Source organism: Neobacillus sp. NPDC093182 (assembly GCF_044754045.1).
Genome location: NZ_JBIVOI010000020.1, coordinates 96695 through 118019, shown reverse-complemented (window position 1 = coordinate 118019; position 21325 = coordinate 96695). Strand labels below are relative to the sequence as shown.

Genomic DNA, 21325 nt, shown 5'->3' with positions numbered 1-21325 from the left:
AACGTTTTATCTTCTTTTGTAGAAAACAACCAACTAGCACATTAATCATGCTAAAGTGAACTAAACATATCTGAGGAGGAAGGGTAATGCAGTATATTGATAGTTTCGGTTGGAGCTTAAATATAATTCTAATGATTTGTTTTGTTATAGCATTATTGGCACTAATGAGAAAACCGAGAGAATACCGAAAAAACACAAAGAAGAAAATGTGAAGTAATGTACTTAAACAAACGGGGGCAATAGTGGAAGAATGAGGATTGCAGCTGCGATCCTTTTTTGTTATTGAGCAACGGGCAGGTTAGTTGAATAACCAATCTCCAATTTCACACCAATTAATATCCAATATATGTTAAGATTTAGTATAATGGAGCGAGATTTTTATTTATATTGTGAGGTGGAATGTAGTGTGAGGACCGTAAAAACTAAAAATGTCTTACTAATTTTAGTTTGTATTTTAGTTATTGCAGTAGCTTCAATTTTTTTCATAAGTGATGATAAGAAACAAATAACAAGAGAAATTGAAAATCAATTGAACTATAAAAACATTACCCACATTGAAGTATTTGATGATAACAAATCTGTTGTTTTTATCAAAAATGATGATGGTACAGAGGGTGAAATATATCTCGAAAAATCTTTGTTTTCTTGGGACTGCAAACAAGACTACTCCTTTATTCGAGAGGGTGTTGTTGACCCTATCCATTTATCATTTTTCCAGTCTCCTTTTAACAATGAACAAAAATCGAATGCAGTATTACTTAGGGTATTAGATGGTGAAATAAGTACCGTAAAAATCGAAAAAGGCAAAGACATTATTCATAATTTTGAATTACTAAAAAAAGGTTCTGGTGAGAGGTTTGGGCTGTTTAGATCAAAAAGTAATGATGTCTTTGGTGCGAAATTAATTGCTCACAATAAAAAGGGTGAAGTAGTATTTACTAATAAAATCTCTAAATAGGACATTATTCCTTATTAAAGTAACGGGTGCTTTACTTGAATCAGAACAACATAAGATTCGAAAACCTGGTGTGGAAATTCAGGAGGCAAAAATGGTTCTGTTTATGTCTTCTTGCAAATGCTTTTAAAAAATGTTAAACTTTAGAAGAATTATTTTTGTTCGGTGTAAAGGATAGTCTTAGATTAACTTTTCGTCTTGATGATCACTGAGTGCAAGGATAGTAACACATTGTGTGCAAAGCATACAGCAGGAGGAAACAAAATGGAACAAGGTAAAGTAAAATGGTTTAACGCAGAAAAAGGTTTCGGATTTATCGAGCGTGAAGGCGGAGAAGACGTATTCGTTCATTTCTCAGCTATCCAAGGCGAAGGTTTCAAATCTTTAGACGAAGGTCAAGCTGTTACTTTTGACGTTGAGCAAGGTCAACGTGGAGCTCAAGCAGCTAACGTGCGTAAAGCTTAATAATTAGAACAAACTAAAGCAGGCTCTGTATAGAGTCTGTTTTTTATTTATTCTTTTAAAAACAAGGAGCCCCACTCACGAATGAGTAGGGTACATGTAAAAAAGTAAATCAAATGGTAAACAAAGTGTATCACATAATCATGAATTCTACTAATTACCTTTGAATAAAAATTTTAAAGTGCTTTTGTAGAGAGTGGCTAAAATTGTCACTCTTTTTTGGTGTAATTCAACTCACCATGAAATTACATCATGCATCTGGAAAAGATAGTGAAGATGTAAAACTAAAATACAAAGGGAATATTGTGGACTCAGTTGGAAGGTTAAATATTTATTAGACCTAATAGGATGGGGTACTGGGCAAGATGAAATTCATTTAAATAAAGAAGTTTACTCGAGAACGTATTCAGCTAACGGAAGCAGGATAGTTGAATAAGTTGTAAATTGAATGATGAATACTAAATGTGCAATATGTAATCTACTCATTTAAAAGTGATACAAATAAGTAAGTGAAATTGGAGGAAAGGTATGGAAAATGAAAAATGTGACATAATCCACCCAAACGGTGTTAAGGAAAAGAAACTGGAAATGATTGATGGATACACGATAAAAAACCATGCAAACGGAAAAAAATATACCAGTTGCATTTATATTACTTCATCAATATTTATCGAATTGGAAATCCTTTAGTATAGGATTATTATTTCTAGCCTTAGTATTTGCATATTTAGGAGAACCACTTTCACAATTTTTGGAGGTTTATAAGCTATTTAAGTGGAAATTCACATACTCATTTTTTTATTACATTATAAATGGATTGGCATTAAGATTTATTATCCTAAAAATAGCTCTTTGCCATTATTTATTCTATATTCACGGGGTAGTGCCATTAAAAATTAACCTTGTGAAATGGTATCCAAAAACAACGGAAGCGATTGCTCAATAGTGAGCAATCGCTTTTTCACTCTAACGTATGATAAGTTGAATAAATGTTTCCCCACTTACTAAATCAAAGTAAATTTAACATTGGCATTTGCCCATATATTGCATACGTATATAAAAGAATGGGGTGAAAACTTTGAATGCTCAAACCGAAAATAAAAACCAAACCAAGGAAAGCAGTAATATTGATAATAAGGAATTGATTTCACAACTTGAAAAACAAGTTTCCATCGCAATTTGGATACAAACCATTGGTAAAATAATGGAGGTATTATTATTAACCAAAATTCTCCTTATAGATGAGGAAGCCAGATCGGATCCCAATGAAAGGCAAGTAGTAGAAGGGGTTTGGATAGAGACCATTGGACAAATTTTAGAAGGTATTGGTGTAACAAAGGATGTCTTAGCAAACGAGGAACCGATCAAGCTGGAAGCAACAAATATCGCTAATATCGGGGATTGGTTACAAGGGATCGGTGCAATTTATGCAGCACATGCGGAGAAATTGATAATTGCAAAAGATAGAGAGGAGTTGGTAACCAATCTTTTCGTCCCATAACAAAGACTTATAGGTTTTAGTCTTTAAAAAAATGTAAAGAGCCACAATTCATTGACCTATGGATTAGATTGACTGGATTAAGAACCAGTATGGACAATTCAGTATATTTTCATTCTCTGTGGTGCAGCGACGATTTTCCCGCTGCTTGGAAGGCTAACGGGTGTATTACTTAGACACAGTTTAGTAAAAGTAGGTATGATGTTATTAAATAAAGTGGTCGAATTATATCCGAGGGATAGTACGATCACTTTTAATCAATTTTATTTAATTTGAATTAAATTTATAAATTCCTGGGTTTATTACGTTAATAATCTAAAATTGAGGAATCTATACCAAATTCCATAGGTACTGAGAGGGTCATGATGTAACCATCATTATCATTGAAACTAACTGTGTTTTGATACTCTGAAAAATTCCTTAAGATTTTCAAATTATATCCATTTTTCTTTTGTTGATAGATACCATAGTCTTTAATATGTAAATCAACATCAAGTATCGGGTTCAAGATAAATTTATTTACATTTTCAACCTTTACTAAAGAAGATATAAAATAAATTTTATATTCATTTAAATAGCGAGTAGAAAAATCATTTAATCCCGTAAATTTTTCCTTCAAAGCTTCCTCTAGAAGATCTTTATTCATGATGAATTATTCTCCTAAATACAAATATTATGTGGTTATCTAATCTTCTAATAATAAACTTAATGTTCCCATTATTTATCCTATTATACTTTTACCCCCACTTAGCGGATCAAATATCCGAGTGGGTTCACTTTTTTCGTGCCCTAGTAAACTCTGAATAATATCAACGGGAGCTCATTTGTAATAAAGACGGAAAAAAGCTTTATTATTACGGATACCCAAGAGATACCAATGTATTGAAGAGCGAAGAGCTTAAGTGGCATATAATCGATGGACAATAATAATATTTGGTGAATTTCATAGGGAGAGAAAAAAGTGAATGAAGTGTTTAGTTCAACATGGTTTATATTTACACATTAGGATAATAACGGTAAAGTTAGTTAAAAAGTATATGGGGTGAAAGAATGTACTAGGAGACTCTTCCAAATTGGTTCTGGATTATTTATTACTTATTTTTATTTACAACTTTGGGAACTGCGATATATAGTGTGAAAAATAAAAAAGTTAAAGGGTTATCCATTCTTACCATCGTTTTTACAATAACTATACCGATCATTTGTTTGATCAACAGTATTGAAAGAATGAAGGGGTTAAATGAATTTAAACATCTAGTAAGTCAATTACAACAAGGGGCTTATTGGTCTATTTATACAATCATTGGTATCTTACATATACTTCTTTGGTGGGTTATTTTTCTATTGAAAAATATGAAAACTGATATCTTTATTAAAGTACGGGGTGTGTTTATCCAAGTATCACATTAGGTTCCATTGGGCCTGTTATCATTCCACCGATTTAGAAAGAAATAATTAGGGGTGTAGATGATGTCAGTTGAAAAAGTTGTCCAACAGCAAATAGAATACTACGACAGTCAAGATATAGAGGGTTTTGCAAGTACATATGCCGACGATATTACCGTTTACACCTTTCCGGATAATACCATCACCTTAAGCGGCAAACAGGCACTGATTGAAAGCTATACTGAAACCTTTAAAAAGAAAATGTACGCTGAGATCAAGAATCGTTCCACCGTCGGAAACAAGGTCATCGATTGGGAAATCGCCACAAATGGACTTATAGGCGAAAGTACTAGCTTAATGGCAATTTATGAAATAAAGGAGGATCTGATTTCCAAGGTTTGGTTTATCAGAGAATAAATAAAAGTAAAACTTCCTATTATATGAAGTCCCAGCAATATCAATCTTGTACTTTCGTAACAAGAAGGTCATAAGATCCCTCCTTTTTTGAATAGATATAGGAAAAGACTACAAATGGAGGGATGCATATGGCTTTCATTTCGATTTATACAGTGGGCAGACTAAATCAACCCTATGACCACCCTGCCTCTCGTGAATTTTTTGAAGTCGGATATGAAATAATGCAACAGGCATTTAAAACAGGGCAGCTAATAAAAGAGTTTTCACCTTATGGAGTCCCTATCCCCGAGGAAGCCGCCAAAGAGGATGGTTTCCCTGTTCTTACGTTAACAGTATGGAAAAGCATTCAAGGCTTATATCGTTTTACTTACTCAGGTCAGCATAGACAAGCATTGAGAGACAGGAGCAAATGGATGGAGCCTTATCCAGAGAAACATCTCTCATATGTCGTGTGGTGGGCAGAAAAGATGAAAGATGTCTCTTGGCAGGAGGCATTCAAAAGATATAATTATTATGTACAGCATGGTCCCACTTCTTTTGCATTTGATTTTAAGCACCCATTTGATGAAAAAGGGGAGAGATGTGTAATTAAGTAATTTGTGTTCTTTTGATTAATTTTCCATTCATTCATTTCGCTAAATAGTTGTGCTTAGGATTCACTGTGCAGCCAGTCATAGTACATGACTTCGGCCGTTTCGAGTACATAGCGTATTGGCTTACTTTCACTAACTTCGGTTACTTGATTGAGAGGTTGACTGCGAATATCGTTATCTTTCGGAACAACAATATCATAAAACGTCATAAATGGACTAAGATTTAGGGGTTCCTGCTTTGAATAATTGATTTTGGATAGAAGACCAATGGTATTCATTTCGGGACGAGAGATACAAAGAAATTGCGAAAAAATGGTGCCAATACAATACCGTAACCTATACTGAATAACAGTTAAAAAAACCTATAAAAAGTCCCTAATAATGATATTTTTATTATCAGGGACTTTTTGAATTATTATTTTTTTTATGGAGAACTTACCAAAAGGTAAATATAAAAAATTACCAATTAATATTTATAAGATTGACCACCGTCAATATTAATAACAGCTGCATTAACAAATGTAGCTTCACCTGATAATAGGAATGAAACTACGTTTGCCACTTCTTCTGGTTTACCAAAACGTTTCATAGGGTTAACGCTGACGAATTCTTTACCAGCTTCCTCCCAATTTTCTCCGCCAATTTGTTTCAATGAACCTTCCACCATAGGAGTCATGATTGCTCCTGGTGCAATTGCATTGATGGTAATACCGTATTGACCATATTCTATAGCTGAGTTACGAGTTAAACCGACAACACCATGTTTACTAGCAGCATAACCTGATTGGTTACCGACACCACGAATACCACCCACAGATGCAGTGTTAACAATAGAACCAAAACCTTGTTCTTTCATAACTTTTAAAACATATTTTAAGCCATAGAATACACCTTTTAAATTAACATTTAAAACCTTATCGAATTCATCAACACCGAAGTCTTCAGTTAAATCTTGTTTACCTTCGATTCCAGCATTATTGAAGAAACCATCAATTTTTCCAAAAGTCTCCATCGTTTTATTTACATAATTTTGAGAGGCTTGAGGGTCTGCAACGTTTGCTGTTATCAAGATAATTTCTGCGGTTGGTGCAGCTTCGGAAATTTTAACTTTTGTTTCTTCTAATCCTTTTTCATTTAGGTCTACTAATGATAATTTTGCCCCTTCTTTTGCAAGTTGTAGGGCTGTTGCCTGTCCTAATCCAGAACCTCCCCCTGTAATAATGACTACTTTGTCTTTAAATCGATCCATAATTAAAATCCCCTTTATGTTTAATTAATTGCAAATGAAGTATTTCGAAATGAAGATTTTTTAGAATACAATTTATTATTTTCAAAGGAATACAAAATATACTTCTTATTGAGTTTTTATATCTTTGTTCTATTTCCCATGTTTTGCCTTTGTAATTTATTATTTTTCTTGCTAGTTTTCCATAATATTATTATATTGTGCCATCAGAACCGTCCCCTCGGTTTTCACTGTGCAGCCAATCATAGTACATGACTTCGCCTGTTTCGAGTACATAGCGTATGGGCTTACTTTCACTAACTTCCGTTACTTGATTGAGAAAGAGTTCTTTTAATTTGTTGGTTACAATTCCGTAAAAGAAGGCAATTGGTTTTAAAACGGATTTGGTAGATTTCTTCAGTTTACGGATCAGCTGCTTAAAGGACTGAATCGCAATACAGAGAATGTCATCTGTATGGTGATCAAATTCAAAGCGAAACGCAGCGATTTGGACCATATGCCAGTATTCTTCAATCGTCTTAGCATCAGAAAAGAAATATTTTACGGATTGAACAAAAGCTTGAGGAACTTTATCACTAACAAAAGCGTGATCAAGTTCAATCGGCGCTACGTTACGTTTATTATTCTTTTGATTATTTGTTTTTAAAAGATTATTAGTTTCTTTAGGCTGGTCCAATTTTTTCGCCTTGGGTGGTTCACTTTGCGGGAAACGACTAAAGCTATAAAGGTTGCTAGACTGTGAACCATTTTTCCGTTCTGTTTCATAGATGGTGAGGATTCCAAAATCCTTCGCTTTGAGGATCATCCGTTTAAAAGTAGAGCGGGAAATTCCATTACCTTGATACATTAATCGCCTTTAGCAGCGTGCCAATTTTTGCATTACAAACCCCAGGGACCTTTGCAGAAAAACGAACCAGGCGTTTTAATCCGATGAGTTCACCCTTCGAGAACTCATGCTTCTTCACCGCTAACCACATCTCAATATGCGTATTAAACTCCTTCACACTATTAATCTGAGAATACTGTTCGAACCCTTCAATTCTGCCTGATTTCAAATTCATAATATTGCACCACCCTTTCTACCCTCTATATAGGAATTTAGAGGGCAAAAAGACATGGTGATATGAAAGAAGTTGTTACGGTATTGTGAACTGTTAAAACATCAAGCGAGCAAAAAAAAGAAGCGTTATAAAATCGCTTCAAATAATCAGCATTGCTAATAATTTTTCTGTAAAGAAAGCTCGGAATAGTGCACTAGAAGAATAGTATACAGAGAATTAATATCTTGGATTTCGCAATAACCAGAGGAGTATCGGAACAGAAGAAAATACTTCTTATCATTGTACCGAACGAATTGTTTTTTCAAGCAAATCACTCCTTTATATTCTATATGTAAATTTAATCTACCAGTACTGGCTCCGCCTGCGCCATATACCATGACAGCCACACATGCTATCCCCACTACCATTAGAATAATCAATCATTGTTAATTGTTTGCTTTGTGGATGTTAAGGTTCTGTAAAGGTTTGATTAAATCTAGTGTTTTTTTTAAAGAAATAGGCTGGAGTTAAATTTCGTTTTTGTCACAAAACCTTCACAATCTTACATGATTTCCATGTCCTTTTTCTTCTTTTTTCTTTATATGAAGGGTGAAGGAAATTCTATTAGAAGAAAATGTTTCGGGAGTTAGTGAAAGGCAGGGGGAATAATCATGAGAAAACGAAAGGGAGCTATCGCCATGATCACAGCTGCCTGTATAGCATTCTATTCAATGCCGTCTCAAAAAGATGAACCGGTACGAGAGATGAATCTTCTGGCGGCAGAAAATCAGGTAAGTGATGTACCTATTACGTTAGTCGATATCATCGATGGCGATACCATTAAAGTGAAGGTTAACGGAAAAATCGAAACGGTACGCTATTTGTTGATTGATACACCGGAGTCAAAAAATTCTAAATCGTGTGTCCAGCTCTATGCAAAGGAAGCATTCTTACGAAATAGCGAACTAGTAAAAAGCGGAAGGTTAACAATGGAGTTTGAACAGGGAAACGTAAGGGATTCCTAAGAGCGGCTGTTAGCCTATGTTTTTGTCGATGGAGAATCGATACAAGGAACGCTGCTAAGAGAGGGGTACGCACGAGTGGCTTATATCATGAATCCGCCCTAAAATTTCCACAGGGACGGTTCTCATGGATCAAATTGATAAAAAGGCGACCTAAAGAACCGTCCCCATGGTCTTTCGAATTTCCTGACCGTCTTTGAGTTTATCATTTCCCGACAGAAGACTCCCACTGCAAGGAACGAGAAGGGCGTAGCCCCCAGGGACCTTTGCAGGAAAACGGACCATACGTTTTAATCCGACGAGCTCACCCTTCGAAAACTCATGCTTCTTCACCGCTAACCACATCTCTTTATGCGTATTAAACTCTTTCACACTCTTAAAATGAGAATACCCTTCAAACCCTTCAATGCTGCCAAATTTCAAATTCATAAAATTGCACCACCCTTTCTACCCTCTATTATCGGAGATTTATAATGATTTGAAATAAATACACTCTTTTAACAAGTTGAAAATCTCTGCCTGAAAGAAAGGCAGGGATTTTTCCATTTATCACGAGCTCTAGTGCAGATGCTTATTCCCTTAGGCTGTAAGTGACCGGCTTCATCCGATTTTCATAGAAATAAAACAAATTGGAAGTTGTCATGATCAACATAAGAATGGGAAAAGCGAAGGAAATGTACGATGAAAGTATGTTTAATGACAAAAATTTGGGTTAAAACTAACTGCAGTAAATAGGAGGTGTAATATTTGAAGAAAATTCCAACACCTATGGGAATACAACAACATACCATTGAGTTAAATAAAATGATGATGGAATATTGGACACATAATTTTGTATTTTCATTAAAATGGTGGATTCTACTTGCTTTGGCAATTGTTCCGTGGTTTTTTTTGTGGAAAATAGTCGATAAAAGCCGTACTTTAGAAATTTTATTATATGGATTTTTTATCATCTCTATTTCAACTTTTCTTGATGTCATGGGTTGGAATTTTTCAATGTGGGTTTATCCCGATACCCTACTTCCACTATGTACTCCTTTAGTTCCGATAGATTATACGTTACTCCCAATCCTTTATATGTTAGTTTATCAATATTTTTCAAGCTGGAAATCCTTTTCTATAGTTCTTCTGATTATGTCTTTCATTTTTGCTTTCGTCTGGGAACCTCTAGCAGAAATGCTGAACCTTTATAAACCACTTAAATGGAACCATGTTTATTCGTTTTTCGGTTTTTTCTTAATGGGAGTTTTCTCTAGAGGGTTAGTTTTAAAAATTATAAAAATACAGAAAGAGGGTAACAGTTAAAGATAGAAAGGCAACCTTAATTCTCCAAATTAAAATGTATTAGCTGTTCTTCTTTTCAGCTAACGGATGCTTTCATTAAAGATCTGGCAGCTAAAAATACTGTTTTTTTTATTCGACTAACGGTGCAGAACAGTGCAATAAGAGTACAATGTTCACTACCAATTTATAAAGGAAATTAAATAGTTTGATGGAAATACATTAATTTACAATAAAAAAGGGGAAACTGTTATAAAAACACACGAAAGGGTTGTGTTTAAATGCACGTAGCCATTGTGGTGCTAACCATTATAGCTTCCTTTAAGTGGGGAAACTGGAAAAACTGGAGAAAATACCATGCAAGTATGTTTTTTATTGCCACAGGAGGATTACTGTACGAATATATTGTAAAAGAAAATACCTTATGGAAGTTCCACCCAGATTTTTTATACGGACATGAAATGGTCGTAATTGTATATGCTTTAATCACGATGCCTGTTAGTATTTTTCTATTTCTTTCCCATTTACCAGAAGGATGGTTTAAACGACCGTTTTACATATTGCTTTGGTCTGGAATTTATATTTTTATTGAGTGGATATTGTATGCCTTCGGAAGAATCTCTTATCAAAATGGTTGGAATTTTTGGTATTCTTTTTTATTTGATATTGTCATGTTTTCGGTAATTGTAATACATCAGTTTAAACCATTCCGAGCTTATATTATCTCTTTATTTATTATAATCTTCTTAATAAATTTCTTCGATATTCCTTTTAAGTTCATTAAATGACGCTTATTAAACTATCGAAGGCATTACTGAAGCAGCGGTAATGCCTTTTTCTTATTCAAGTAACGTGGCAAGTTTTCCTTAAGAATAACTTACATACAAGTTTAATTTTTTGGAAACTTTATCAGGGAGGGTTGTTTTGGAAGGGGGTTAATAAATGTGCCAATAAAGATTCAAAGGTTGGTAAAACTTGCCATGGTCATTCTATCGTGGCTTACCTTACCTTTTTTAGGGTTAAATAATACAAAAAAATTTTTTTCTGCTTCACTCCTTATTGTATTTTTTGAAATGATTAATGTTCTTATCGGGAAAAGACGTAAATGGTGGGTTTTTTATAAGAAACCCAATTCTTATTTATTTAACGAATTTCCTTTTAATATTGGTCCGTTTTTGGTAGGGTCTATGTGGATATTAAAATGGACATATGGGAATTTTAAACATTTTATTTTACTTAACGCCACTGTTGATGCTTTCTTTGCTTTTATTTTAGTAAGGTTACTGGAAAAGTTAAAAGTAGCTAAATTAGTTCGATTAAATTATTTTCAATTTTTCCTGTATATCTTTTACAAAGCTCCTTTGTTATATGGGATTCAATACATTATTGAAAATAAAAATAAATTCATCAACTTAAAAATTATTCCTTCAAATGAGAATAAAAAGATTGTGAATTAATACACTTAAAGTACGGGTAGCTTTAGTTGATATAAGTTGTCATATGGATAAACCAATTTAATATGCTCATGATCTACTCACTTTCTTTATATAGGACTAAGTTTATTTAATCCTAGTCCAAATTCCCCTTTAATTATTGGGTAATTTTAGTAATATTTTCTCTATTTTATATTTCGTAAACCCAATATAATTAGAATCACTATTTGACCCCCTATTAAATAGATTAGTACTGTTTGGACTCCCAAGGTTTTTCGGGAGTCTCTTTTTTACTAAATTTTTTCATAGTCAAAAAGATGGTTGTTAAATATTGTACTTAAACGTAGTGTAGTGCTTTATTTAATTAATGATCGTTTCTAAAAACACAAAATCGCCTAATTCTTTATGTAAACTGGTGTGAAGGGGTCCTGGCAGCGACAGTAAATCCATTTTGGTTTCAATGATAGTACGTGGTCTGAAAATAGAGATTGTGAAGAATTGTCCTTAAACTAATGGGTGCAAGAGTTCAAGAGCATAATGAGTTACGGCAGCAGCTCACTTTCTAATTGTGCTAACGGTCAGTTTAGTTCAATAAGAAATTTATCAAATTTAACAAAAAAAAATCGCCTCTTTCCATAACAATGTTAAAAAAAGGCGAATAAGTTTAAAAAAGAGACGAAAAACATCTTTCTTATATACCATCTTATTTGTCTCTTCTTTTCTATAAAAGACTATTCAGTTAGTTTATTTCGATCCTCAATTTGCGGAGGTTCTTCCATCCAGCCATTTTCGATCATAATCTTTCCTCCATCTTGTGCAAAAGTGAAAATATCTTTTGCAAGAAGAGCCATTTTTGCTGGCAAGTCATTTCGTAAACTAAATGCACCTCCTAATGCATTACTTCCGAGCCCAAATGAAGTTAACAAACTTGTGTTGTACATCATCAATTTATCGGAAAATGGTGCAATTTTTGAATCAGTTGCTTTACCCGCATGAGTAGCTGGGGGTTCAATAAAACTTTGTCTCAAAAATTCACCTAAATCGATTTCGATCTTTTTTGATAATTTCATTCCTTTGACAAGATAGTTTTGCACCTCTTTATTTTTAGCAACTTGAGCAAATCCGATCATTAATTGCATCCCTACAAGGTTTGTTTCAATGGCATGATGAATAAGAGAAACTTCAATGGTATTTAGAGATCTCGTTTCACCGAACCAATTAAAAGCACTCCTATAATTATTATCCTTTACAAAATGCACCTCTTTAGGCATTGATACAAAAGCCGGGCGAACCAAAACCCCTTTTTCTAAAAGGAATTGAGTTGTTTGGTTGTTAATCGCTTGGGACTCTGCTGTCAAATTGATAAAAAAATCATTAATATCTTTCCTATAGGACATACCACAAAAAAGAGAATATAGACTCATTTCCACTTTAGTCATCATATGTAAATACATGATATCGTACAGGAAATCATACAACTTGGGAGCTCCTTTATTTACATCACTTTCAGTAAAACCAGCAGGTACTACTGCCCCTTCTTGCTGGAAAATCCCTGTAATGATATCAATGGCTTTAGAAGCACTGTCATAATGAGTTTGTAATAATTGTTTTGCATGATTATCTGCATGTTCTATAAAATGCTCCAACATTCTAATGATCATTGTTTTTTCTTGAAAAGCCATCCATAAATTTGCTAATTCTGATGATGTGATTGGAACTTTACTCGAAGTCATGATTCTACCTCCCCTATTTTTATTTACTTATTTTCACCCAAATAAATAATTTTATAAAAATAAGTTTTGCTATATAATCAATTTCCAAATGGGAAGTAATAAATGCTTACTTGTGGAGGATTGAACTTAAAGTAACGGGGGCAAGAGTTAAAGAGTGATCGCTGCGGCGGTCTATTTTTGTTATTGAGCTAAAGAAGCAGGTTACTTAAAGAAGGATTGTGGACCCTAAATACCGAATTATTTAATAAAAATAACAGAGGTGTTACTTTGTGGGCTAGTGCGAAACAAGTCTTAATCATAATGGGGCTTGGTTTAATCATTTTAATTATAACAACCATTATTACATGAGAAATAAAGTTAAATAATCTTTTTTTCAGGTGGTCTTTTTGGATTAGCGGTTGGGAGAGATGAACCTAAAAGAGAACGAAAGAATTGAGTATTTTAACAATAAGACAAAAAAGGTCTTCTAAACGCAATTCCTTCTTCAAGTAAACAGGTAGCTATTCTTCAAGAAGGAGAATAGCTTATTCTTATTGAAGTAAGAGTGCAGGTTAGTGAAAAGAAGGAATCGATTGCTATTTAAAGAAGTTACAGTAAAAGGGGGAGAAAAAACAATGGATAAATTAGTTTTAATGAATTCCGATGAATATCAAAAATATATTTCTTCAGCGATTAAATCATATGCGGAAGAAAAAGTTTTATCTGGAAATTGGAATCAACAAGGATTTGGATATGGCAAGGAAGCAATGAAGAAAATAGAGATTGTTGGGCAGAAACTTGGAATGAAAAAAATAGGTCTGCACGTATTTGGTCATAACAAAGTAGCAAGAGGATTATATGATAAATTAGGTTATCAGACTACAAATGTCTTGATGGAAAAAGAAATTTAATACTATCTGTTGCTCAACTACCGGGGGCAATACTTGAAGATCCAGCTGCTTCGGCAGCTTTTTTTGCTTGTTCCACTAACGATGCAGGTTAGTATAACAAGCAAAAGTGATACAATAAAAAAATAGGTATTGTTTTCAAGGAGGTAAAACATGGATTACATTTCACCGAAAGAAGCGGCGTTAAAGGTAAAACGGTGGCCTAAAGATACCATAGCGGCGGGTCGTTGTAATACCGTTGGGCTTAAATCTGACAGCACGGTGACTACTGTGGGTGATAATAAATATGGCCAATGTGATGTAAGCGGCTGGCGCGATATTGTGGCGGTCGCGGCTAGTAATGTTCATATGGCGACGAACACGGGTAATGCTCATACAATCGGTCTTAAATCTGACAGTACCGTGGCGGCTGTGGGTTGGAATAAGCATGACCAATGCGATGTAAACGACTGGCGTGATATTGTAGCGGTTACGGCGGGTTGGCGTCGTACCATTGGGCTTAAATCGGATGGTACGGTGGTGGCTGTGGGTCGAAATAATGAAGGCCAATGCAATGTAAGCGGTTGGCGTGATATTGTGGCGGTTGCGGCGGGTGACTGGCATACCATCGGTCTTAAATTGGACGGCACGGTGACGGCTGTGGGTAATAATCGGTATCGCCAATGCAATGTAAGCGGCTGGCGCGACATAATGGCGGTCGCGGCGGGTTATCTTCATACAATCGGTCTTAAATCGGACGGTACGGTGACGGCTGTGGGTTTGAATAAACATGACCAATGCGATGTAAGCGGTTGGCGCGGTATTGTGGCGATAGCGGCGGGTAGTAAACATACCATCGGCCTTAAATCGGACGGTAATGTAATGGCTGTGGGTTTGAATGAGTATGGCCAATGTAATGTAAGTGATTGGCGCGATATTGTGGCGATAGCGGCGGGTTGTGGCCATACCGTCGGTCTTAAATCGGACGGCACGGTGGTTGCTGTGGGTGATAATGAATATGGCCAATGCGATGTAAGCGGCTGGCACGGCATCCAACTGCCCAACAATTAGTTTTCGGGTAAAAAGGATACAGTTCCTGCAACTAATAAATCCCAAAAAAGGATTAAACATAAAAGATAAAAATTCCTTCTTCAACTAACGGGGGCTAGAGTTGAAGATTGGGGTTGCTACGGTGTTCCTTTTTTCTTATTCAGCTAACGGGCAGGATAGTTTAACAAGAAAAAAAATAAAAAGATTTAGTTAGAGGAATGCTATAAAAAACATATCAGAAGGAAGTTGATATATATGGTTAATAAAAAGACATTTGCTTTAGCGATGTTAATCGTTCCTTGGCTAACTGTTCCTTTCATGGGGAAAAAATCATTTTTTAGGTTTTTACCTGTAGCAAGTTTTGTTAATTTATTCATAAGTGTGTTAAGTGTAATTGCTAATAAGAAAAAATGGTGGGTAAATAAAAATCCTATATCTCCCGGTTTTGTAGATTTTACATATATATTAGGTCCTTTTTTTGTAGCCACACTATGGGTATTTAAACTAACATACGGCAATTTTTTCAAATATTTAATTACAAATATGGTAATAGATGCTATTTGTGCTTATCCGTTTGGTCAAATATGGGAAAAGGTAGGAGTATTTAAATTTAAAAAGTTGAATCATACTCTTTGGTATTTTATATGTGTGTCATTAGCAATTATTATTTATGGGTATCAGTATATAGTGGAAAAATCTATTATGAAGGTAAATAATCCCCAATCAGATTTTTAATTAGCATTTAATTTTTCAGTTCTTCAACTAACGGGTGCAATAGTTCAACTAGATGTTGCTACGGCAACTCCTTTTTTTAGAGGGCTAAAGGGGTTCAGCTTAGTTTACTGGGTAACTTAATGAATATTAAAAATAGCAGGGGAAACTCTAAAAAAAAGGAGTTTAAATTAATATGTCATTGACGCAATAAACATATTAAATAGTTATTTATTATTCCAAAGTGTTAGGATAATAAACCCTTGTTTAATTAAAAGGTGCTTTACTGTTAAGAACAGGCTGCCATATTTGGTGGCTTTTTCTTTTGGGATCTCCAACATAAGAATCTCGCTAGTGTTAAAATTGAGCTACTTAAAAAAGCAGCTTTTCTTCTTCAACTAAAGAAGCAGGTTAATACAAGAAGGAGATAAGGTACAATTAGATTGAGGTGATAAAAATGATATTAGTAAGTTCTTGTTTTGCGGGATTAGAGGTAAGATATAACGGTACTCATTGTTTAAACAACAAGATAAATCAATTGATAGATCAAAAAAAGGCAATAACTGTATGCCCTGAATTACTAGGGGGTTTTTCAACTCCGCGAGAACCTGCTGAGATAATAGGTGGTGACGGAGATGATGTTCTAGATGGTAAAGCGAAGGTAATAGAAAAATCAGGTAGAGACGTTACTGATTTATATATAACGGGAGCCTATATTACTCTGAGAAAAGCTCAGGAGTACCATACTACCACAGTCGTACTAAAGGAGTTTAGCCCCTCCTGTGGAAGTTCTATGATTTATAACGGTGAGTTTCAGGGTAAGAAAATACCTGGTAATGGTGTCACAACCGCCTTACTTAAAAGGAATGGTATAAGGGTGGTCTCGGAGGAAGGACTTAGTGATTTACTTTAGGAGGCAGGTTATTGAATTTTCAACAATTAAGTGCTTTGATCCAAGAAGGATAAAGGCACTTTTCTATGAAATTCTTATTAAGCTAACGGTGCAGTTTAGTTGAATAAGGATTTGATGGATTTTTGAACAAATTGTTCAATAAAAGCAAGTATTGACCCAAATTGCGTAACAACATAAATAAAAAAAGCTACCTAATTTAGGTAGTCTTAACAGATAGACGTTTTGTGTTTTGTTTACAAAATAAAATATTTACCTTTGTGATAAATGGTGTAATTTTATCCTAAAGTCTATCTCTTTTTTCTGAAAGCTATTATTGATGTTTTTAATGCGGCATAATTGCCAATAGCTGCATATCCATAAAACCATCCCATGAATATACCAGCGGTTAAGTGGTGACGGTGACTAATAAAAATGGAGATTAATAATCCTAGTAGTAATGCGAACATAGGGATAAATTTTTTAGGAATGTGAAATAAAATCTTAATGAGCTGTGTTAGAACCATGACTGCTGGTACAGCTATCACAGCATCCCAAAAGCTGGTATGTATTGTTGGGAAATCCATTTTATGTCACCTCTTAAAGTAATATGTCCCCCCCTATCATGAACTTTCCCTCTAATCTTTTCCATTTATATTTTACCCTTTTCCTACAGAGAATACATTTGTAGTTCATCAAAAAAAGGGGGTAATGAAAAATGACGGTAGCTACTCAAGTAAGCCAAACTTTAGCTGGATTAAAAAGTGCACAAGCTAGCTTAGAGACATTTGCTTTAGGGACTGAAAATAAACAGGCAAAACAATTGTACCAAAACGCTGCTCAACAAACTCAATCAATTATTGACAGCCTAGAGCCACGTCTTCAACAGATTCAAAAAGAAGAACCTCAATATAATCAGTAATGTCTTTCCATAGGGTTAGCTTTATGCTAACCCTAATCAAATTAAATATCCAATAACATTCACATTACTTTACTAAAATTTCTAGTGATAAGTGGGGTAAAAATGACTGCATATTCTAACGTAAAACAATGTTTAGCATCGATGAACGGAATTGAAGCACAACTGTCAAATTTTGCATTAAATTCGCAGGATGAAGAAGCTCAACAAGCATTTCACAAGGCGATGTTATTAGTCGGAGAAGTAAAAAAAGATTTACAAAAACGTATAACCGAAATGGAATTTAAAGAACCACAATATAAACCATCTTAAAAACCAAAAGGTGATGAATGTGCCAGACTGGATTGATGTTTTAATACGAGGAATATTGTTTATTGCCGCATTATTTTTCATGACAAAACTATTAGGTTCCAAACAGATCTCTCAGCTTTCTTTTTTTGAATATATCTCAGGGATTACAATCGGAAGCGTAGCTGGTGAAGTTATTACAGGTCTAGATAAAAATATTTCGCACGGAGTAATCGTAATTTTACTTTTTGGTGGCATAACCTATGCTGTTGACTTTATTTCTTTGAAGAGCAAAAAATTCAGAGATTTTGCAGAAGGAAAATCATCTGTTTTTATTAAAGATGGAAAGGTTATGGAGGATAGTTTAAAGAAAGAAAATTATACAATTGATGATTTAAACGCCTTACTAAGAAAAAAAAATGTATTTAAGGTTGCAGATGTAGAGTTCGCTGTTTTAGAACCAAACGGAGAGCTAAATGTTCTTTTGAAAAAAGAAAACCAACCATTAACTCCAAAAGATTTAAATTTAAAGGTAGGGAATGAAAAACCACCTCAAACAGTCATTATGGATGGTCAAATTTTAGATAATTCCCTTGCTGAAGCAAAAAAGACCCGCCAATGGCTTGAATTCGAATTAGAAAAACTTGGGGTAACACTAGATAATGTATTCTTAGGGCAAGTAGATTCTTATGGACAATTAACTATTGATGTTTATGATGACAAAATAAATGTCCCATTACCCCAAGAAAAACCACTATTAATGTCAATGATAAAAAAGGGGCAAGCTGACCTAGAAACTTTTGCATTACAAACGGATGCTAAAGATGCTAAAAAAATGTTTATAGAAAACTCTAAAAAATTACAAGAAGCAATCGATGTACTTACCCCTTATTTAAAAGGCTAAACGAAATTTTCAAGTAATGAAAGGAAGGTAATGATAGATATTGTAAAGAATTGTACTTAAACTAAACCAGCTAATTGTTTGTCAATATTTTTCAATAAAAAATTAAAATTTCTCATGCTATACTAAAAATGTGCATGCCAAATAACCTTCCATTAGTCTGTTTTTGGAAGGTTTTGTGTTATTTAGTTAGATATCACAACGAACTGCCATATATAAGGCATGACGGAGCCTACTGGATCCTCGTTTTGTGATCCGATTCTTGGTGGCTGTAAACTTAACCAGATTCGAATACACTTGGGTCAACCCCAGCGAAAGCTACCAGCTTTTTAGGGTCAGTAAATCGATCAATCTCCACAATTTCTGAAATAATCGTTGGAGCGATCTTTTCTCCGATACCAAGGATAGATTGATCATATTATATTCTTCTACTTCTTTTGCGAGGGCATCTATCTCTGTCTCTAACTTGGATAGCTGCTCTTTGTATTGAAGAATGTGTTTATATACATACCAAGACTCAAAATATAACCCTGATACAAAGTCTTTTCAAACGGATTTCGGATTGCGGCGCCTTTGATCTGAATATCTTTTCATTAGCCCATCTGTATGAACGACTTTTACATAATTGAGCAATTTTGTCAGCTATGGTTTCTACACTTGCCTCTCATATATCTTCAGATGAGGGAAACTCTGGAAGAGTTAAGAGTGATACAACTGAATATAAGTCACCAAAAACCCCTCTATATTCAGGAAAGACCTGGTCCAGAATGGCTTGAAATTGTAGCTTTGTTTGGATTAAAACCACAGTTATATTCTCGTGCTGTCTTGTTAGATTTCGGAGGTTTAAAAGTTGAACTCCTCTAAGCCAGCTGTCTGGATTAATTACAGTACTCCACTTGTGAGTGCTTATTTAATTTAGAGAAGGAGATGTTTCAATATGGTAGGGAACAGGAACCAAACACGAGAAACTAAACAGATTACAAGTGAAGATACAGTTATTGAGAATACGAATGCTGAACAGGATGAAGCAATCCAAGAAACTGCTAATGAGACTGCACTGGAAGCCAGAAAAGAGGTGTAGTAGAGAAGTTGGGGGATACCTCTGCCACAGTAAAAGAAGTGACGGAAATGCTACAATTCCTTATCACGTCAAATTACAATTTTGTATCCAATGTTATTTAAAATAAAAAAGGGAATATTTGAAATTTTTCAGGGACAGCACCCAATTGTAAACGGGTACTGTCCCTTTTTGTAATTAGATAATTAACTTTTTAAACTAGCTGCATATACTTTCAAATAAAGAAATGTTAATATATCACTAAATTTTATTATACAGCAATTTTAAAGGACTTTCCTATAACTGGATATGAGATAAGTCAAAGGTCAGGCGTACCTAGAAAAATGATATATGAAGTAGTAGCAAAATTATTAAAAAATGGAGCCGTTTATACAGCGACTCTTGTTCCTTTGACTTACGTAGCTTTACCAGCAGAAGAATAATCAATCGATTGCGTAATAACTTCGAATAATATGTTTAGAGATAAACAGAAACAAACTGAAGTTGGTTATTACAAGATTGTGAAGTGGTTCACTTAAACTAATGAACTAACGAAGCAGGTTAGTTGAACAAGGATTCAGTCCGAACCCAATCTTAAATTCGTCTGGACCTTAGAAAAAATGAAATGCGTTACCGTATGAGCATAAGGATTTACATCTTCAATAAATTCTTCTGCTTTGGCAAATGTATCGAATTGCATTTTAAGCATATAGCAGGCGTTTCCAGCAATTCGATAACAAAACTCTACATTTGGAAGACCTTCAATATATCTCTTAAAAGAATTATAATCTCCATTTTTAACGGTTGCTTCTATAATGCATTGAATAGGAACTCCTAATTTAGCATAATCAACTTCTAATGTATACCTCTTTATTACTCCAAATGACTCCATTTGTCTTACCCGTTCTGTTACAGATGGTGAAGATAAATTAATTCTTCTCCCAAGTTCACTCATCGATAATCGACTATTTTTGCTTAATTCATCTATTATTTTCTTATCAATTGAATCCATTTTCATTTTTAAGGAAATCCTCCATTTTTCATTAATTTATTAAAGAATATATGCAAAATGAGTTTTGTATTTAATGTAATTCTTTAAATTTATTCGATAATATAAATACTACAAGGAGGTAGTAATTATGGCAAGAATTAATGAATCTGAATTCGGGGTGACCCCTTTTCAAAGACTTTTAGGACATAATAAAGATGTTTTAAATGGATGGAATCAATTAGGAGAAGTATTTGAAAAAGATATGAATCTATCGTCTCGACTAAAAGAGCAAGTAAGGAGAACTTTAGCTCAAAGCAATGGTTGTGAGTATTGCAAGGCAAAAGGAAAACCTGAACCCCATTTGTTCGATGAAAAAATGTCAATTGCAGTAGGCTTTGCAGAGGTGTATTTAAAACAAAAAGGGGATATATCAGATGCTCAATTTAATGTGTTGAGGGAGTATCTTTCTGATGCAGAAATTAGTGAGCTTTGTTCGTTTATTACGTTTACTACTGCGTCACAGTATTTTGGTGCCATTATGAAATTAGAAGCTGTGACAACATAATATAGTCTTCCTACGCTTGATC

General features: G+C 34.3%; 31 protein-coding genes and 2 pseudogenes. 23 read left to right on the top strand and 10 right to left on the bottom strand.

The genetic code is table 11. The features are described from left to right. Window positions 1-86: 86 nt before the first annotated feature. The 5 genes from ACIQAA_RS27970 to ACIQAA_RS27950 all read left to right on the top strand — a co-directional run bounded on the left by ACIQAA_RS27970 (window position 87) and on the right by ACIQAA_RS27950 (window position 2918). Window positions 87-212 carry a hypothetical protein gene (locus ACIQAA_RS27970; RefSeq protein ID WP_289342776.1) on the top strand — a complete coding sequence of 42 codons (126 nt, stop codon included), beginning with the start codon at window positions 87-89 and terminating at the stop codon, window positions 210-212. A 194-nt stretch (window positions 213-406) separates the two neighbouring features. Beyond that, on the top strand, window positions 407-958 hold the full coding sequence (locus ACIQAA_RS27965) for a hypothetical protein (RefSeq protein ID WP_402626215.1): 552 nt from the start codon (window positions 407-409) through the stop codon (window positions 956-958). Between the two features lie 261 nt (window positions 959-1219). Further along, window positions 1220-1420, top strand: a complete 201-nt coding sequence (locus ACIQAA_RS27960; protein ID WP_027322891.1) for a cold-shock protein — start codon at window positions 1220-1222, stop codon at window positions 1418-1420. A 525-nt stretch (window positions 1421-1945) separates the two neighbouring features. Then, window positions 1946-2107, top strand: coding sequence for a hypothetical protein (locus ACIQAA_RS27955; protein ID WP_402626213.1), 162 nt, complete (start codon window positions 1946-1948; stop codon window positions 2105-2107). A gap of 388 nt (window positions 2108-2495) precedes the next feature. Continuing rightward, window positions 2496-2918 (top strand): hypothetical protein, encoded by a 423-nt coding sequence (locus tag ACIQAA_RS27950; protein ID WP_402626211.1) that lies wholly within the window; start codon window positions 2496-2498, stop codon window positions 2916-2918. A 304-nt stretch (window positions 2919-3222) separates the two neighbouring features. Here ACIQAA_RS27950 and ACIQAA_RS27945 read toward each other — a convergent pair whose 3' ends face one another. Continuing rightward, a complete protein-coding gene (locus ACIQAA_RS27945; RefSeq protein ID WP_402626209.1) occupies window positions 3223-3561 on the bottom strand; it encodes a hypothetical protein in 339 nt (112 codons plus the stop codon). 437 nt (window positions 3562-3998) lie between these two features. Here ACIQAA_RS27945 and ACIQAA_RS27940 point away from each other — a divergent pair, with 437 nt between their 5' ends. The 3 genes from ACIQAA_RS27940 to ACIQAA_RS27930 all read left to right on the top strand — a co-directional run bounded on the left by ACIQAA_RS27940 (window position 3999) and on the right by ACIQAA_RS27930 (window position 5314). Continuing rightward, a complete protein-coding gene (locus tag ACIQAA_RS27940; RefSeq protein ID WP_402626231.1) occupies window positions 3999-4325 on the top strand; it encodes a hypothetical protein in 327 nt (108 codons plus the stop codon). A gap of 60 nt (window positions 4326-4385) precedes the next feature. After that, window positions 4386-4718, top strand: coding sequence for a nuclear transport factor 2 family protein (locus tag ACIQAA_RS27935; RefSeq protein ID WP_402626207.1), 333 nt, complete (start codon window positions 4386-4388; stop codon window positions 4716-4718). A 128-nt stretch (window positions 4719-4846) separates the two neighbouring features. Next, window positions 4847-5314, top strand: a complete 468-nt coding sequence (locus ACIQAA_RS27930; protein WP_402626206.1) for a DUF3291 domain-containing protein — start codon at window positions 4847-4849, stop codon at window positions 5312-5314. Between the two features lie 53 nt (window positions 5315-5367). Here the strand turns inward: ACIQAA_RS27930 and ACIQAA_RS27925 are convergent, their stop codons facing one another. From ACIQAA_RS27925 to ACIQAA_RS27910, 4 genes are all read right to left on the bottom strand, one after another. Next, window positions 5368-5589: a hypothetical protein gene (locus ACIQAA_RS27925; protein WP_402626204.1), complete on the bottom strand. Its 222-nt coding sequence runs from the start codon at window positions 5587-5589 to the stop codon at window positions 5368-5370. A gap of 188 nt (window positions 5590-5777) precedes the next feature. Further along, entirely contained in the window at window positions 5778-6560 is a 783-nt protein-coding gene (locus ACIQAA_RS27920) for a glucose 1-dehydrogenase (RefSeq protein WP_402626203.1), read from the bottom strand. Between the two features lie 190 nt (window positions 6561-6750). Further along, window positions 6751-7404, bottom strand: coding sequence for a hypothetical protein (locus tag ACIQAA_RS27915; protein ID WP_402626202.1), 654 nt, complete (start codon window positions 7402-7404; stop codon window positions 6751-6753). Beyond that, on the bottom strand, window positions 7391-7618 hold the full coding sequence (locus ACIQAA_RS27910) for a hypothetical protein (RefSeq protein ID WP_402626200.1): 228 nt from the start codon (window positions 7616-7618) through the stop codon (window positions 7391-7393). Before ACIQAA_RS27910 ends, ACIQAA_RS27915 begins: the two co-directional genes overlap by 14 nt. Window positions 7619-8268: 650 nt before the next feature. Between ACIQAA_RS27910 and ACIQAA_RS27905 the strand changes: the two genes are divergently transcribed. Both ACIQAA_RS27905 and ACIQAA_RS27900 read left to right on the top strand, forming a co-directional pair. Then, window positions 8269-8622 (top strand): thermonuclease family protein, encoded by a 354-nt coding sequence (locus ACIQAA_RS27905; RefSeq protein ID WP_402626198.1) that lies wholly within the window; start codon window positions 8269-8271, stop codon window positions 8620-8622. A gap of 6 nt (window positions 8623-8628) precedes the next feature. Next, the gene (locus ACIQAA_RS27900) at window positions 8629-8724 is read left to right on the top strand and encodes a thermonuclease family protein (protein WP_402626229.1); all 96 of its coding nucleotides are present in this window, start codon (window positions 8629-8631) and stop codon (window positions 8722-8724) included. A 48-nt stretch (window positions 8725-8772) separates the two neighbouring features. Here the strand turns inward: ACIQAA_RS27900 and ACIQAA_RS27895 are convergent, their stop codons facing one another. Next, window positions 8773-9048 (bottom strand): hypothetical protein, encoded by a 276-nt coding sequence (locus tag ACIQAA_RS27895; RefSeq protein ID WP_402626196.1) that lies wholly within the window; start codon window positions 9046-9048, stop codon window positions 8773-8775. 318 nt (window positions 9049-9366) lie between these two features. Between ACIQAA_RS27895 and ACIQAA_RS27890 the strand changes: the two genes are divergently transcribed. From ACIQAA_RS27890 to ACIQAA_RS27880, 3 genes are all read left to right on the top strand, one after another. Continuing rightward, complete coding sequence (locus tag ACIQAA_RS27890; RefSeq protein ID WP_402626194.1) at window positions 9367-9924, top strand: CBO0543 family protein; 558 nt, start codon at window positions 9367-9369, stop codon at window positions 9922-9924. Window positions 9925-10181: 257 nt separating this feature from the next. Continuing rightward, on the top strand, window positions 10182-10688 hold the full coding sequence (locus ACIQAA_RS27885; protein ID WP_402626193.1) for a CBO0543 family protein: 507 nt from the start codon (window positions 10182-10184) through the stop codon (window positions 10686-10688). Window positions 10689-10844: 156 nt separating this feature from the next. Continuing rightward, the gene (locus tag ACIQAA_RS27880) at window positions 10845-11357 is read left to right on the top strand and encodes a hypothetical protein (RefSeq protein WP_402626191.1); all 513 of its coding nucleotides are present in this window, start codon (window positions 10845-10847) and stop codon (window positions 11355-11357) included. 707 nt (window positions 11358-12064) lie between these two features. On the opposite strand, the gene ACIQAA_RS27875 is transcribed toward ACIQAA_RS27880, so the two are convergent. Then, complete coding sequence (locus ACIQAA_RS27875; RefSeq protein WP_402626190.1) at window positions 12065-13066, bottom strand: DUF3231 family protein; 1002 nt, start codon at window positions 13064-13066, stop codon at window positions 12065-12067. A gap of 614 nt (window positions 13067-13680) precedes the next feature. Here ACIQAA_RS27875 and ACIQAA_RS27870 point away from each other — a divergent pair. The 4 genes from ACIQAA_RS27870 (at window position 13681) to ACIQAA_RS27855 (ending at window position 16606) form a co-directional block, all read left to right on the top strand. Beyond that, window positions 13681-13956, top strand: a complete 276-nt coding sequence (locus ACIQAA_RS27870) for a GNAT family N-acetyltransferase (RefSeq protein WP_402626228.1) — start codon at window positions 13681-13683, stop codon at window positions 13954-13956. 150 nt (window positions 13957-14106) lie between these two features. Next, the gene (locus ACIQAA_RS27865; protein WP_402626189.1) at window positions 14107-15003 is read left to right on the top strand and encodes an RCC1 domain-containing protein; all 897 of its coding nucleotides are present in this window, start codon (window positions 14107-14109) and stop codon (window positions 15001-15003) included. 234 nt (window positions 15004-15237) lie between these two features. Continuing rightward, window positions 15238-15717: a hypothetical protein gene (locus ACIQAA_RS27860; RefSeq protein ID WP_402626188.1), complete on the top strand. Its 480-nt coding sequence runs from the start codon at window positions 15238-15240 to the stop codon at window positions 15715-15717. Window positions 15718-16150: 433 nt separating this feature from the next. Beyond that, entirely contained in the window at window positions 16151-16606 is a 456-nt protein-coding gene (locus ACIQAA_RS27855; protein WP_402626187.1) for a 2-thiouracil desulfurase family protein, read from the top strand. Window positions 16607-16893: 287 nt separating this feature from the next. On the opposite strand, the gene ACIQAA_RS27850 is transcribed toward ACIQAA_RS27855, so the two are convergent. Next, window positions 16894-17169 (bottom strand): hypothetical protein, encoded by a 276-nt coding sequence (locus tag ACIQAA_RS27850; RefSeq protein ID WP_402626185.1) that lies wholly within the window; start codon window positions 17167-17169, stop codon window positions 16894-16896. Window positions 17170-17300: 131 nt separating this feature from the next. On the opposite strand from ACIQAA_RS27850, the gene ACIQAA_RS27845 reads away from it, so the two are divergent. From ACIQAA_RS27845 to ACIQAA_RS27835, 3 genes are all read left to right on the top strand, one after another. After that, a complete protein-coding gene (locus ACIQAA_RS27845) occupies window positions 17301-17504 on the top strand; it encodes a DUF1657 domain-containing protein (RefSeq protein ID WP_402626183.1) in 204 nt (67 codons plus the stop codon). Window positions 17505-17606: 102 nt separating this feature from the next. After that, entirely contained in the window at window positions 17607-17813 is a 207-nt protein-coding gene (locus ACIQAA_RS27840; protein ID WP_402626181.1) for a DUF1657 domain-containing protein, read from the top strand. Between the two features lie 19 nt (window positions 17814-17832). Continuing rightward, window positions 17833-18693, top strand: a complete 861-nt coding sequence (locus ACIQAA_RS27835) for a DUF421 domain-containing protein (RefSeq protein WP_402626179.1) — start codon at window positions 17833-17835, stop codon at window positions 18691-18693. A 189-nt stretch (window positions 18694-18882) separates the two neighbouring features. On the opposite strand, the pseudogene ACIQAA_RS27830 reads toward ACIQAA_RS27835, so the two are convergent. After that, window positions 18883-19552 (bottom strand): annotated as a pseudogene (locus ACIQAA_RS27830) (transposase); the annotation flags it as partial. A 75-nt stretch (window positions 19553-19627) separates the two neighbouring features. Here ACIQAA_RS27830 and ACIQAA_RS27825 point away from each other — a divergent pair. After that, the gene (locus ACIQAA_RS27825) at window positions 19628-19771 is read left to right on the top strand and encodes a hypothetical protein (protein ID WP_402626177.1); all 144 of its coding nucleotides are present in this window, start codon (window positions 19628-19630) and stop codon (window positions 19769-19771) included. A 233-nt stretch (window positions 19772-20004) separates the two neighbouring features. Beyond that, window positions 20005-20216: pseudogene (locus ACIQAA_RS27820) on the top strand (helix-turn-helix domain-containing protein); the annotation flags it as partial. Between the two features lie 108 nt (window positions 20217-20324). Here the strand turns inward: ACIQAA_RS27820 and ACIQAA_RS27815 are convergent. Beyond that, window positions 20325-20765, bottom strand: coding sequence for an Lrp/AsnC family transcriptional regulator (locus ACIQAA_RS27815; RefSeq protein ID WP_402626175.1), 441 nt, complete (start codon window positions 20763-20765; stop codon window positions 20325-20327). Window positions 20766-20886: 121 nt separating this feature from the next. Between ACIQAA_RS27815 and ACIQAA_RS27810 the strand changes: the two genes are divergently transcribed. Next, window positions 20887-21303: a carboxymuconolactone decarboxylase family protein gene (locus ACIQAA_RS27810; protein WP_402626173.1), complete on the top strand. Its 417-nt coding sequence runs from the start codon at window positions 20887-20889 to the stop codon at window positions 21301-21303. The last annotated feature ends 22 nt before the right edge of the window (window positions 21304-21325 follow it).

Excerpts from the sequence above, each read along its gene's own strand:
- ACIQAA_RS27810 (WP_402626173.1), top strand. The coding sequence starts at position 20,887 with ATGGCAAGAATTAATGAATCTGAATTCGGGGTGACCCCTTTTCAAAGA.
- ACIQAA_RS27905 (WP_402626198.1), top strand. The coding sequence starts at position 8,269 with ATGAGAAAACGAAAGGGAGCTATCGCCATGATCACAGCTGCCTGTATA.
- ACIQAA_RS27935 (WP_402626207.1), top strand. The coding sequence starts at position 4,386 with ATGTCAGTTGAAAAAGTTGTCCAACAGCAAATAGAATACTACGACAGT.
- ACIQAA_RS27855 (WP_402626187.1), top strand. The coding sequence starts at position 16,151 with ATGATATTAGTAAGTTCTTGTTTTGCGGGATTAGAGGTAAGATATAAC.
- ACIQAA_RS27850 (WP_402626185.1), bottom strand. The coding sequence starts at position 17,169 with ATGGATTTCCCAACAATACATACCAGCTTTTGGGATGCTGTGATAGCT.
- ACIQAA_RS27910 (WP_402626200.1), bottom strand. The coding sequence starts at position 7,618 with ATGAATTTGAAATCAGGCAGAATTGAAGGGTTCGAACAGTATTCTCAG.
- ACIQAA_RS27925 (WP_402626204.1), bottom strand. The coding sequence starts at position 5,589 with ATGAATACCATTGGTCTTCTATCCAAAATCAATTATTCAAAGCAGGAA.
- ACIQAA_RS27955 (WP_402626213.1), top strand. The coding sequence starts at position 1,946 with ATGGAAAATGAAAAATGTGACATAATCCACCCAAACGGTGTTAAGGAA.
- ACIQAA_RS27870 (WP_402626228.1), top strand. The coding sequence starts at position 13,681 with ATGGATAAATTAGTTTTAATGAATTCCGATGAATATCAAAAATATATT.
- ACIQAA_RS27840 (WP_402626181.1), top strand. The coding sequence starts at position 17,607 with ATGACTGCATATTCTAACGTAAAACAATGTTTAGCATCGATGAACGGA.
- ACIQAA_RS27860 (WP_402626188.1), top strand. The coding sequence starts at position 15,238 with ATGGTTAATAAAAAGACATTTGCTTTAGCGATGTTAATCGTTCCTTGG.
- ACIQAA_RS27815 (WP_402626175.1), bottom strand. The coding sequence starts at position 20,765 with ATGAAAATGGATTCAATTGATAAGAAAATAATAGATGAATTAAGCAAA.
- ACIQAA_RS27930 (WP_402626206.1), top strand. The coding sequence starts at position 4,847 with ATGGCTTTCATTTCGATTTATACAGTGGGCAGACTAAATCAACCCTAT.
- ACIQAA_RS27960 (WP_027322891.1), top strand. The coding sequence starts at position 1,220 with ATGGAACAAGGTAAAGTAAAATGGTTTAACGCAGAAAAAGGTTTCGGA.
- ACIQAA_RS27920 (WP_402626203.1), bottom strand. The coding sequence starts at position 6,560 with ATGGATCGATTTAAAGACAAAGTAGTCATTATTACAGGGGGAGGTTCT.
- ACIQAA_RS27895 (WP_402626196.1), bottom strand. The coding sequence starts at position 9,048 with ATGAATTTGAAATTTGGCAGCATTGAAGGGTTTGAAGGGTATTCTCAT.
- ACIQAA_RS27885 (WP_402626193.1), top strand. The coding sequence starts at position 10,182 with ATGCACGTAGCCATTGTGGTGCTAACCATTATAGCTTCCTTTAAGTGG.
- ACIQAA_RS27945 (WP_402626209.1), bottom strand. The coding sequence starts at position 3,561 with ATGAATAAAGATCTTCTAGAGGAAGCTTTGAAGGAAAAATTTACGGGA.
- ACIQAA_RS27845 (WP_402626183.1), top strand. The coding sequence starts at position 17,301 with ATGACGGTAGCTACTCAAGTAAGCCAAACTTTAGCTGGATTAAAAAGT.
- ACIQAA_RS27875 (WP_402626190.1), bottom strand. The coding sequence starts at position 13,066 with ATGACTTCGAGTAAAGTTCCAATCACATCATCAGAATTAGCAAATTTA.
- ACIQAA_RS27970 (WP_289342776.1), top strand. The coding sequence starts at position 87 with ATGCAGTATATTGATAGTTTCGGTTGGAGCTTAAATATAATTCTAATG.
- ACIQAA_RS27915 (WP_402626202.1), bottom strand. The coding sequence starts at position 7,404 with ATGTATCAAGGTAATGGAATTTCCCGCTCTACTTTTAAACGGATGATC.
- ACIQAA_RS27865 (WP_402626189.1), top strand. The coding sequence starts at position 14,107 with ATGGATTACATTTCACCGAAAGAAGCGGCGTTAAAGGTAAAACGGTGG.
- ACIQAA_RS27825 (WP_402626177.1), top strand. The coding sequence starts at position 19,628 with ATGGTAGGGAACAGGAACCAAACACGAGAAACTAAACAGATTACAAGT.